The sequence below is a fragment of the Pedobacter ginsengisoli genome, from assembly GCF_030244015.1.
In the GTDB taxonomy this organism is placed as follows: domain Bacteria; phylum Bacteroidota; class Bacteroidia; order Sphingobacteriales; family Sphingobacteriaceae; genus Pedobacter; species Pedobacter ginsengisoli.
The window spans coordinates 1048280-1060798 of sequence record NZ_JASSYX010000001.1 but is presented as its reverse complement, the minus strand read 5'-3'; the positions used below and the strand labels follow the sequence as shown (position 1 = coordinate 1060798).

The window sequence follows — 12519 nt, the reverse complement described above, 5'->3', positions numbered from 1 at the left end:
ATCATGTATACACACAGCACCAAGATAAGAGTAAGATACAGTGAAACGGACCAGATGGGCTATGTTTACTATGGCAATTATGCCGCGTACTATGAGGTAGGCCGGGTTGAAATGCTCCGCAGTCTGGGCATGAGTTACGCAACGATGGAGTGCGACGGCGTGATGCTTCCGGTGCTTGAGCTGAATTGTAAGTTTATAAAGCCTGTATTGTATGATCAGGAGATCACTGTCGTGACCTCGGTAAACGAATTGCCAGGTGTGCGGATCAGGTTTGAGTACGAACTTTTTAATGAAACCGGCGATTTGGTCAATACAGGTAATGCGACCCTGGTGTTTATTGACAGGGATAAAAACAGGCCTTGTCCCGCTCCTGTAGAGTTCATGGAGAAACTTAGGAAATATTTTAACTAAAGATTAGATGGAGTGGGTACATAATCAGCTGCTGAAAATCAAACTTTATGCTATGTTTATTGACTGGACTAAAGTATGTGTTTTGCCGGGTTTTAGTCCACTGCCGCTATATACTGTCGCTACTTTCTTTTTTAAAGAGATTGGCAAAGATTCTTTGGTGAACAAGGCTTCTTCGCTGGCCTATAATTTTATGCTGGCCATTTTCCCGGCCATTATCTTTCTCTTCACGTTGATTCCTTTTATCCCTAAAAGTATTGGCTTTCAGGAACAGTTAATGAAACTGATCATCCTGGTACTGCCGGCCGATGCCTACGGGGCATTCAATACGACACTGGATGAGATCGTCAACAAGCAAAACAGCGGGTTATTGTCTTTTGGTTTTATATTATCGTTGTTCTTTGCTACAAACGGCGTACACAGCCTCATGATGGCCTTTAATAAGTCGTCCCTGATCATAGAGACCCGCAGCTGGCTTAAACAGCGTCTCATGGCGGTCGCGCTGACGCTAGTCATTGCTTTTTCCGTGATCATTTGCATTGTAGCGATGACAATCGGTGAAATTGCCCTTAATTATATAGACACAGAACTGAACATCAAAGATGCGCTGACAACTTTTGCGATCCAGCTGACCAGATGGGCTCTATTGGGCATACTTTATTTCGTAACGATATCTATTTTGTACAGATACGGCCCTGCACATGCAAAAAAATGGAAGTTCTTTAGTGCGGGTTCCTGGCTGGCGACCATTCTTGCCTTCCTGACCATTTGGGGCTTTTCGTTTTACATCAATAATTTCAGTTCCTACAATAAAGTGTACGGCTCTATAGGTACGCTGATCGTAATTATGATCTGGCTATATCTGAATTCCCTGATATTACTGGTAGGTTTTGAATTAAATGCCAGTGTAGATCTGTCCAAACGCAGTGTAAAGATCATCAAGCCTAACTTCAATTTGTTCAAAAAAACGGCCCCTGCGACCGATAAACTGGAGCGGAAGTAAATTTTACTTACTCAGTTTTAAGCATTTATCAATTTTTCATTAAAAAATCTATCGCATTGTTTGCAGATTCAAGCCGTATTTGTACTTTTGCGCCGGAGAGTTGGCAGAGTGGTCGATTGCGGCAGTCTTGAAAACTGTTGATGTGTAACAGCATCCGCGGGTTCGAATCCCCCACTCTCCGCCAGTTTGCATCAAACAAACACTTAAATCGCCCTTAGAGTCAATCTAGGGGCTTTTTTTATATCTATGCATTTTTTTCATTTAGTAGCAGTGCATTTTGCAGTTTAAAAGGTTAACAGCCAGAGGTACAGGGTTCAGATCCTGTTTGGTGCCATAAAATTGCCGGACAGCAGAATATTAAAGATCATTACTACTAAATGCATAACAGACACTATCTCAAAATGTCAAGATTGTATTAAGAATTGTCCTTAATGTATTACCTGGCCTCCTATCTTTTTATAATCTTAGTATTTTACTGTATAAATATAAAACACATACATGCAAGCGATTTTTGGTATCATTTTTCATTTTATCGGCGGCTTTGCTTCCGGGAGCTTCTATATTCCATACAAAAAAGTAAAAGGCTGGTCCTGGGAAAGCTATTGGATAGTCGGGGGTATATTCTCATGGCTCTTTGTGCCGGTGATATCTGCCTGGCTTACTGTTCCCGGCTTTGCGGATATCATCAAAAACACAAGTACTTCCACGTTGTTCTGGACTTACTTTCTGGGGGCAATGTGGGGTATTGGCGGACTCACCTTCGGACTGGCCATGAGGTACCTGGGCATGTCGCTGGGTATGTCCGTCGCCCTTGGTTTCTGCTCTGCATTTGGGGCGCTCATCCCTCCTGTTTACCAGGACATAGTATCTGACGACCCGACGGGCAGCCTGTCTTATATGCTCAGTACTCCCGGCGGACTGACCGTGCTTCTTGGTGTAGCAGTTTGTCTGTTTGGCATTGCCATTTGCGGAAAGGCCGGCATGAGAAAAGAACTGGAACTATCCACCGCACAAAAGCAAGAGAGTGTAAAAGAATTTAATCTTAAAAAAGGATTGTTGGTCGCAGTATTTTCCGGCATCATGAGCGCATGCATGAGCTTTGCAATTACTGCTGGTCATGATATATCTGATGCAACCGAGGCTGCGGGAGCAAATCAGCTTTTCAGAAACAATACTACTTTTATCGTGGTGATGCTGGGCGGACTGACCACCAATTTCATCTGGTGCATGGTCCTTAACACCAGAAATAAAAGCTTTGGTGATTATACGAATAAAACAGCACCACTTACCAGGAACTATCTTTTTTCCGCGCTGGCAGGCACCACCTGGTTTATGCAATATTTCTTTTATGGAATGGGTGAAAGCAAGCTTGGGAATGGGGCAAGTTCCTGGATTCTGCACATGGCGTTCATCATCCTGGTTTCTAATATGTGGGGGTTCTTTTATAAAGAATGGAAAGGTGTAAGCAAGAGAACAATTAGAACCATCCTTATTGGGATAGGCCTGATTATTCTCTCTGTAGTATTGGTGGGTTACGGAAATTCGCTCAGTTAGCAGCTCTGCCTTTTACATTCCTGCCCGTTTTTCCAGGTCTTTAACCGGGATGGTAATCATTTTCCCTATCGGCTTATTGTTGCGATAAGTCAGCACACGTAAATGATCCGCACCTATTGGTACTGATAGCGTATCCTTGTATTTTGCTGAGAAGTTATCCGGATAAGTATTATCGAATGTGTAATAAACATCCAGTTTCTTTATCTCTGTATCCAGCGCAATACGCACCGCTTTATGAACGGTATCTCTGACAGCTTTAATAATGGGATCATAAGCGCTTCTGGCATAATTTACCTGTGCCATATCATACCGCGCAAATTGCTGTTCCATCCGAAAAATAAAGCTATCCCAGTTTCTTGTACTTTTTGGTGACCAGAATACTTCTGCCAATGCAAAAGAACGCGGCCATGTCATGTATTCTACCTGACGGTAATTGGGGACTGACTCTGTCCATAAATTCCCTTGTCCTCCCAATATCAGTGATGGATCTGATATTCCGTTAGGAACAGGGTCAAAACCATAACAACTTGAAAGTGTGAGCATGGAATAGGTCGGAGGTTCAACTGCCGGATCTCCCTGGTAAAGGTCCAGATAACAGTTAGCTGAAGGCGTCATTACGACCTTGTGCCCCATTTTAGCGGCAGTAACACCTCCATCCATGCCACGCCAGGACATTACAGTTGCTTCTGGTGCCAGTCCGCCCTCCAATATTTCATCCCAGCCCATTAACTTTTTGCCTTTGGATTTTACGAGGGTCTCCATCCTCCGGATAAAATAGCTTTGCAGTTCTTCAACTGTTTGCAGCTTTTCATCCTTCATTCTTTTTTGGCATTTGGCGCAATCCTTCCAGAACCCTTTATAGCATTCATCCCCGCCAATGTGGATGAACTCGCCCGGGAATAAGGCGGCTACCTCATCGATGACTTTTTTCATAAAATCGTAGGTCTGATCATTACCCGGGCACAGGGCATTGTCGTCAATTGTATAAAAAAGATTACCTACATTTACCTTGTACGCTTTACCTGTGCAGGACAACTCCGGATAAGCTGCAATTGCGGCCAGACTGTGGCCAGGTACATCAATCTCCGGGAGAATGGTAACAAAACGGCTTCGGGCATACTTAACAATCTCTTTTATATCCTCCTGGGTATAGAAGCCCCCATCGGTGGCTGCTTCATTTGCTCCCTGTGGAGGGCGTGTCCACCACAGGCCTACCCTCGGCGCGCGCCACGCTCCGATCCCGGTGAGTTTGGGCAAGCTCTTGATTTCTATTCTCCAGCCCTGATCATCCGTGAGGTGCCAATGGAATACATTCATTTTGTATTTCGCCAACTGGTTAATGTATTTTTTAACCAGTTCCTTTGGAAAGAAATGTCTACTCACATCGAGCATCAGACCGCGCCAGCCAAATCTTGGATAATCTGTAATTTTAACACATGGTACCGACCAGGACTTATTCTTTACGACGTGCGGGCTTTCAATTTCCTTGGGCAGCAGCTGCATCAGGGTTTGCATGCCGTAAAATAAGCCTGCGGGTTTATTGGCCAGGATGGTAATTTTACCGGGAGTTACGTCAAGCGTATATCCTTCATTTCCAAGCACCACATTGGGCGTTTTGCTGATCAGCAACTGGATACCGGCGGGTCCGCTAAGTGCATGTTGCAATAGAAAGCCCGTAGGGGCCTTGAACATAGCGGCAAACAGCTCAGCTATTTCTTTGTTGGATTTGCTGGAAATCAGCCTGGTATTGCCGCTGAGCTTAAATGTGCCGGTTCGCCTTTCGACTTTTACCGGTTGCGGGATAAGGCTGACCTCATTTGGCGGTGCTGCCGCCCTGATCTCCTGAGCGGCCAGCACCACTGTGAGGCTAAATAAACATAGTGATAAGAATTTGGTATTCATATTATATTATTTAGACCATAATTTCATTTCCATCAGATGTATTGCTCCCGGGTTTTTACCCAGCCAGTTCTTAAACACTTTAAATCTGATGTAGCGCACATTAGGGATATTGTCAGCGAATATAAATGATTCGCCTGCCTTTGCATAATTTGCATCGGCTGTAGTATATCCGGTGGCTTGTCCTGAGGGCTTGATTGATTCAAAAACGCCTAGTTTTGTCCAGCCGGTAAAACTGCCGTCCGCAGCTGGTTCAGTACTGCCCCAAATTTCAAAATTACGTAAGTTACCGGCATCATAGAGGGTTAATTGCCTCTGCCATATTCTAATTTCATGAAGGGAAGTAACAACACCCAGATCAATGCTAAAATGTGCCGGCATAGCGACATCATTTGTATGAAACCCGCTTCCCTCTGCTGTATTGTTATCCCATAGCATAGGGAGTGTCCATCCCCAGGCAGTAGTTGCATCTGTAGGCAAGACATAGGATTTAAATGTGCTGGCCGATATCTGCGGATAAGCAATTACAGGTGCTTCCGGTGTGACAAAAGCAGTTGCCACTGTGTCAAACGACATAGTGTCTGGCAAAAACAGGGTTCTGTAACTGAACCGGGTTCCATTTTTGTAATTAGGCAGCGAAGTCAAAGTGTCGGTTTTTGCGACTTTTATGTTACGCAGGATCCCTGAATTGTCTGTATATTTCACTTCTACGCCTGCATCTGTTTGTTCAGGAGTACCCCAATATACATTAGCAAGCCCACTCATTGAGCCGGATCTTTTGATCGCACGGTTGAGTAAAGTACCGATGTACTCATCGCCATAAACTTTGGCCGCGACTTCCTCTTTGATTGACTTATTGCCATCTTTGTCGTAGGAGACAATTTCAAAAAGGTAATTATTTTCGGGAAGATTTTCTACCATAACGTTAACGGTATCTGCCCGCTCACCTGTACTTATGGCCGGAACTTCGAGAGAATCTAATCCGTTGTTCCAATGAATTTTAAATTTGGAAACCTTGGCGTCGATTACTACCCATGTAAGTTTGGCGCGGTTCTTTCCCGCAAGTGCTTTTAACCCCAGCGGTTTTCCAGGGTAAATGATTGCCCCGTCTTTTACAAAATCCTTATAAGCATCTTCCCTTTTACAGCCAACAACTATAAGCGATAGTAAAACAAAACTGGCAATATTTATAAATATATGTTTCATACAACAATTTTTAATAGTATGTATACTTTAATTAATTAAGGCTGTTCAGCTCCCCAGAACCCTACCTGCATAATATAGAATGACTTTGCACCACTCCATGTCTCCAGTACTTTTATTCTGATGTACTTTACATCCGGGGTATTCTCCGGGAATATAAACTCCTCTCCTGCTCCAACTAATGCAATATCTTCAGGGGAGTTAGTTCCTATGGGAAGGCCTGAAGGTTTGACAGATGTGCCATCCATAAGCTTAGTCCAACTATCCCAACTGCCATCGGCTGCTGGATTATTGCTTCCCCATATCTCAAATTTCTTGATATTCCGGTCGGTAAAGGCTACCCAGGATCCGCGTTGCCAGTATTTAAAACGGCTTAACTTAGCTTTTACGCCCAAACTAAAGCTGAACCATTGTGGCCAGACCCCGTTCGGAGATGTGTGAAATCCAGGCTTGTCGACGTTTGTATTGTTAACAATGATACCGTCCCATATATATGGCATTGTCCAGCCAAAAGCTGCAAGCTGATCTGTTGGCAAATTAAATTCTCTGAATTTTGTTCGATCCAGTTGTTTCTCAAAAATCGGTACAAGTTCCTTCATCAGTGTATCCGAATAGTTGTTCCACCTATCTTTTATAAATACAGCAAATTTTCTTGGAACCGGTTCAAAACCACGCGCGGAAAATACGCCGTTTGCTTTCTTTGTATAAAAAGTTTCTGCTGTTTTCCATTCCCCGTCATCTTGTTGTGCCAGCACATTGATCACCAAATTTGCTTCCGTCGGGTTTTCAAATCCTACATTGGCACCTCCAAACGTTTCGCGGAGGCTGAGGCTGTTAAAAGCATTCTCGTAAGGCGGTGTGAGCGGGCTAACTTTAACCGTCAACGGCTGAGAGCGGGTTTCACTCACACTAACAGAGTATAGGTTGACTTCGGCTTCTCCTGCGGATCCAAATCCTTCGATCAACAACTCGTTATTGTAAGGAGATGATTTCGCTTCAACCATTCTGCCATTGATCATACATTCTGCCTTTACATAAAGTAGCTTTGCATCATTTGGAAGACGATAGGTTATTTTTGCTGCTCCCGGAAGATTCTCTACCTTCACATTAGTAACCGGGGAAGGTGCGCCTTTATCTTTATCCAGAGGGGCCGGTGTATCTACTTTGCATGCACCTAGTGCAAAACAAGCCATACCTAATGTCAATAAATATTTAAAATTGTTCATATAGACAAAATTTAATTAATGTTACCAGCCTGGATTTTGTACCAGCTTATTATTTACAATCAGGTTATTTTCACTGATAGGCCAGAAATAGTCCTTATTGCTGAATTTCTTGTTGAAGAGCGTTCTTATCCTGTAGTAATATTCAGGTGCTTCCTGGTCAATATCCCAGCCTTTAACCGGGCCGTTAAATTCATCCCTGCCTTTTTTCCACCTGAGGATATCCCAATATCGCTGGCCTTCAAAAGCCAGTTCAATTTGTCTTTCCTGTTGAATAATTGACCTTAAGCCGTCCTTACTAAGGTATTTATCTTTAATCCTTGAGTGTTCAGACCATGATTTCTCTACAGATTCGAGTCCTGCTCTTGTTCTTACAAGATTGATCCACTTATAGACTTCAGCAGATGGCCCCATGGATTCGTTGAGTGCTTCTGCATAAAGCAAATAAACATCCGCAAGTCTGATTACCGGCCAGGGGTATGGTTTGATAGTATACGGGCCTCCATCGCCTGCTTCAATGATATTCTGAAAATTCACGAGTTTCTTAGGCCAGTATCCCGTAATAGAATATAAAGAGATACCTCGTTTACCGGCTGTCTGATTGGTCCGTCCTTCAACAAACCAGGGTTGCTTATCATTGTATTTACCTTGTCCATACCAAACGGAGCCATCAAAACCAAGGTCTGCATAAAACCTATTTTCCCTGTTTATATGTAAAGAAGCTGTTTTATAACCCACCTGAAGATTAAACCTGTCTTCTACCGCAACTGTCTTTACGCTGTAGCGGCCCGCATAATCCCAGCTTTCGTCTTCGTTGATCGGCACTCCATTGTTAGTATAAAATAGCTCAGCCATTTTTAAAGTTGGCGCAAGCATTGACCTGGCGCCCATGTTGGATGTTCTGGCCGGATCGATGAATGCCTGTGACAGTGCCTGTATTTGTACAGCCATGCTATTTGTATTCGCCCAGATTACTTCAGGGTTCCACTTTTCAGTAACACTGTTCCTGATGCTCATCTGAGTAATTGTAGTATCTGATAAATCAAAGGTGTTCACTACCGGGGCATACACATGCAGTTTAGCGCCGGCGGTATGGCAGGCATCGATTGCTGCTCTGGCGGCATCCGCTGCAGCCTTCCATTTGTCATTACTTGGTGTGGTGCTGAAAAGCTGCCTGTTGTCCTTATCCCGGAAATTGGCCATATCTGTATTGCCGTTAAATAAAGGGCTGGCAGCAGTTACCAATGTCAATGCCTTAACAGAAAGAGAAATTGGCTGGGTAATTCTGCCATTTTCTGAGGATTCATTCTCAATTAAAGGTGGCAGATCAGGCGTTGCTTCGTCCAATAGCTGGACGATGTACTCAAAACATGCGTCGACCGGCTCACGCTGAACCTTAACGCCGTCAACAGTAGCAGAAATTGGTATATTTTCTTTTATCAGTGGGATTGGCCCGTACATTCTCAGCAGCCAGAAGTGATAATATGCTTTCAAAAATTTCACCTCAGCAATCCAGCGCTTCTTCTCGCGCTCTTGCATGCCTGGTACTTTATCAATGTTTTCAAGAAAAATATTACAGTCACGTATGCCGCGAAACATTGGCTTTCCGCCCTTCGAACCATCCCAAAAATTCAGTGTAGGGTCTACCATACTTTGGTTGTCCCTTGCGATATCTTCAAAAGACTGGAAAAAATGGAACTGCGCCACCTGTGGATAAGGTAACCAAAATTCATCACCAGTTAAAAAAGCCACGTTGTCCACATTCGCGTGAGCAGGCAAATACATAAAACAGGTAAAAAGGTACTTTTCCGCTGTTGTACGACTACTAAAAGCATTTTCTATAGTTGCAATGTTATCGGGAATGACGTCCAGGTACTTCTTGCATGAAAAGGACGCACTTACCAGTAAGAGCACTAAAACTATCTTTAATTTTTTCATAATCTAATTTTTTAAAATGAAACATTGAGTCCAACATTCAGAGTCATCTGGACAGGATATCCCAGACCATTTCCCCCCATTTCAACGTCCCACAGTTTAAAGCTGCTGATAGACATCAGGTTCAATCCGTTCATGTAGACCCTCGCACTGGAGATTTTCACTTTTTCAACCAGTCTTTTAGGCAGGGTATAACCCATCTCAACAGATTTCAGCCTCACAAATGCCTGGTTCCTCATAAACCAGGTACTCGGCTGCGCGTTATTCCAACTGATATTTGGTGTCAGTCTGGGCCACAGTGCATACAGATTTCTGTTTTCTTCCGACCAATAGTTGTCCGCATATGCCTTTAACAATTGCGTCTGATCCGCAAATGGTGATGTTGCAGCCGGATCTATCCAGAAGGAAGAGCGTGCTGAGCCCTGAAAAAAACAAGAAAGGTCAAAACTTTTTAGCCCGGCTGATAAACCAAAACCATAAATAATTTCAGGATCTGTAGGATGACCGATTGGAACCATATCCAGAGGCGTCACCTGGCCATCTCCGTTTACGTCGCGAAATTTAATATCACCCCCACCATACACACCAAAGTTTTGCTTTGGAGAGTTAAGCGCTTCCATATCGTCAACAAAAAGCCTTTCAGCAATATATCCCCACTTTTGTGAAAGTGAGTTTCCGACTTTGGAAAGGTATGTTTCCTTATAGTCAGGTTCTTCATTTACCCTAAACTGGCTGGTTGCGTAAGTAAAGTTACCTCTTGCTTTCAGCCAGAAAGTATTGCTGAAGTTCTGGGTGTAATCTATAGAGCCATCGATACCTTTGGCACTCGCCTCACCAACGTTGGCTCTCACAGCAGCTGAAAGCCCCATGGTAGGCGGAATAAACGCCCTGTTCATTAAAATGTTGGTGCGGTATTCCTGAAAATAATCCGCTTCAATATTAAAGTTTCTGAACAAACTCATTTCAAAACCTATGTTGGTCTTTCTGGCTTTTTCCCAGGTGATGTTGTTGTTTGCATACCTGCTTACCAGCACACCACTCCTCCAATAACCATTATCGGTTCCAAATCCGATGGCACCATAATTCATATCTACATTTGACAGGTAAAAGAAACGATCGTAATCATTCCCGATAGCGTCATTTCCAACGAGTCCGTAAGTAGCCCTAAATTTCAGCTTGGAGATATAAGGGGACACTGGTTCCCAGAATTTCTCATTTGATATACTGTAGGCAATGCCGGCAGAAGGAAAAAAGCCAAATCGGTTTGTTTCAAAGAAGCGCTCAGAACCATTATATCCAAAGTTTACTTCAGCAAAATATTTGCTTTTGTAGGAATAAGTAAGCCTTCCCGAGACACCTAAGTTACGGAATGGCAATGAACTCTGCAGGTCCCCGGCATTACCACGAAGGTTATTCCGCATGATAAAAACCATCATGCTGCTGATGTTATGGTTTTCAGCAAATGTGCGGTTATAGTTGGCGGCCGCTTCCATATAAACTGTGGAGCTTACTTCTTTCTGTCCCTCGGTATATCCCAGATATTCCGTTCCGGCGGTTTCGTTCAATGCGATAAGAGAATAGGTGCCATCCTTTTTGTCGTAAGATCCAATATTGTAATAAAAAGGGTTGTAACCGCGGCTTACATCGAAAAACGAGTATCTTGAAGTGTTAAACAAACCCCTCAGAGAGAGGCCTTCGGTTAAAAATGAAAGGTCCTGTTTTAACTCAAACTGGGCATCCATCTTTGATGATGAATATTCTTTATAACCTCTTTGCAGGTTGGCATACGGGTTTTGGTAACCTCCGGTGCCAAAATTGCCAAACAGGATGTGTTTTGTTGCCACATTCTGCTCATCAGGTTCATAGAATGCCGGAAACAGGACGGGATTAGTATGCATAACCTGGTTGTAAACTCCGGTACCGCCGTCAATAGGTCCGTTATAATCGTCAAACATTCCTGAAAGCCGAACCACCGCCTCTGTTGTCTTAGTCAGATTGATGTTAACGTTTGAACGCAGGGAGTAACTTTTAAGGTCTATATTGTTATTGAAATTGTTTTTTCCATTCACTTTCAACACCCCATTGTCCTGATTGAGCGTTCCCGCAAGGTAATATCTGGCCACTTTGCCACCGCCACTGGCATTCATGTTGATCCGCTGATTAATTGTATAATCCTTAAAAAGTGCATCCTGCCAATTTGTTGAAGGGTACATGACACTGCCGCTTCCAGGAACTGTATTGTCTATCTTTTCCTGTGAATAAGGCAGCATGCCTAACGGATCCCTCGTGAGCACGGCTTCATTCCCCATTCTCATATAGGTAACAGGATCAGCAAGTTCAACATTCCTGGTAGGTGCGGACACTGAATTTTCCATACGGACAGATATGCTGATCTGGCCTTCCTTACCTTCTTTGGTAGTGATCAAAACAACACCGTTCGCCCCGCGTGCTCCATACAGGGATGTTGCTGTCGCATCTTTTGCAATTGAAAAACTGGCGATATCATCGGGCTGTAAACGAGCAAGGGTCGTTCTGTCGACCTCAACCCCGTCAAGGAGTATCAATGGATCCTTCTTGTACCCAAAAGTAGTTACCCCTCTGATAAAGAAATCCGCATTATCTGCCCCGGGTTCGCCACTTCGCTGATAAGCGATCATCCCGGCTACCCTTCCGGCTAATGCTGTCGTTAAATTACTTGAGGGAATTTTAAGGTCGGCAACATTTACTGAAGAAACGGCTCCGATGACATCAGATTTTTTTTGTTTGCCAAAAGCCACAACTACAACTTCTTCCAGAGCTTTGGAATCTACCTTAAGTAATATGTCAACACTTGTTTTTCCTGCTGTTGGAACTTCCTGGGTCAGGTATCCGATCATGCCTACAACCAACACTGCATCATTGGGTATTTCCAGGATGAATTTACCATTGGGATCTGTCACGGTACCGATTTTCGGATTGCCCTTTAATGAAATTGTGGCGCCCGGCAATACACCGGCCGAGTCTCTTACAGTTCCTCGTATCTCCTTAAAAACGGTGTTTAGCTTCTTATACCCTGCAGGTTTAGCAATAATTTTTTTATTCCGGGCACTGTCTGAAAGGGATTCAGCTCTGCTCGCCTCGTATGCTGTCGTTGTAATAAAAACAGTCAAAATCAGCGGAACCAGGAAGGACTTTAAAGGCACACGGAGAGCACCCCCGTATTTAAAATACTGGTGAAATTTCATAATATCTTGAAGTGGTTAGGTTTAAATTTTTAGTTTTATTTGGTTGCGTTGGTTAGTAGAAATCTAAATA

The 12519-nt window shown here is 43.6% G+C and carries 8 protein-coding genes and 1 tRNA gene; 4 read left to right on the top strand and 5 right to left on the bottom strand.

Annotation, left to right across the window (positions count from 1 at the left end):
- Nucleotides 1-3 precede the first annotated feature (3 nt).
- The 4 genes from QEP08_RS04575 (at nucleotide 4) to rhaT (ending at nucleotide 2965) form a co-directional block, all read left to right on the top strand.
- The gene (locus QEP08_RS04575; RefSeq protein WP_285056217.1) at nucleotides 4-411 is read left to right on the top strand and encodes an acyl-CoA thioesterase; all 408 of its coding nucleotides are present in this window, start codon (nucleotides 4-6) and stop codon (nucleotides 409-411) included.
- 7 nt (nucleotides 412-418) lie between these two features.
- Entirely contained in the window at nucleotides 419-1411 is a 993-nt protein-coding gene (locus tag QEP08_RS04570; RefSeq protein WP_285056215.1) for a YihY/virulence factor BrkB family protein, read from the top strand.
- 94 nt (nucleotides 1412-1505) lie between these two features.
- Nucleotides 1506-1595, top strand: a tRNA-Ser gene (locus QEP08_RS04565).
- A 314-nt stretch (nucleotides 1596-1909) separates the two neighbouring features.
- The gene (rhaT, locus tag QEP08_RS04560) at nucleotides 1910-2965 is read left to right on the top strand and encodes an L-rhamnose/proton symporter RhaT (RefSeq protein ID WP_285056214.1); all 1056 of its coding nucleotides are present in this window, start codon (nucleotides 1910-1912) and stop codon (nucleotides 2963-2965) included.
- Nucleotides 2966-2977: 12 nt separating this feature from the next.
- On the opposite strand, the gene QEP08_RS04555 is transcribed toward rhaT, so the two are convergent.
- Genes QEP08_RS04555 through QEP08_RS04535 form a run of 5 tightly spaced genes read right to left on the bottom strand, consistent with a single transcriptional unit; the run spans nucleotide 2978 to nucleotide 12449 of the window.
- A complete protein-coding gene (locus QEP08_RS04555; protein WP_285056213.1) occupies nucleotides 2978-4867 on the bottom strand; it encodes a beta-N-acetylhexosaminidase in 1890 nt (629 codons plus the stop codon).
- 6 nt (nucleotides 4868-4873) lie between these two features.
- Nucleotides 4874-6070, bottom strand: a complete 1197-nt coding sequence (locus tag QEP08_RS04550) for a DUF4998 domain-containing protein (protein ID WP_285056212.1) — start codon at nucleotides 6068-6070, stop codon at nucleotides 4874-4876.
- A 35-nt stretch (nucleotides 6071-6105) separates the two neighbouring features.
- Entirely contained in the window at nucleotides 6106-7293 is a 1188-nt protein-coding gene (locus QEP08_RS04545) for a DUF5000 domain-containing lipoprotein (protein ID WP_285056211.1), read from the bottom strand.
- Nucleotides 7294-7314: 21 nt separating this feature from the next.
- Nucleotides 7315-9228 carry a RagB/SusD family nutrient uptake outer membrane protein gene (locus QEP08_RS04540; RefSeq protein WP_285056209.1) on the bottom strand — a complete coding sequence of 638 codons (1914 nt, stop codon included), beginning with the start codon at nucleotides 9226-9228 and terminating at the stop codon, nucleotides 7315-7317.
- 11 nt (nucleotides 9229-9239) lie between these two features.
- A complete protein-coding gene (locus QEP08_RS04535) occupies nucleotides 9240-12449 on the bottom strand; it encodes a SusC/RagA family TonB-linked outer membrane protein (RefSeq protein ID WP_285056207.1) in 3210 nt (1069 codons plus the stop codon).
- Between the last annotated feature and the right edge of the window lie 70 nt (nucleotides 12450-12519).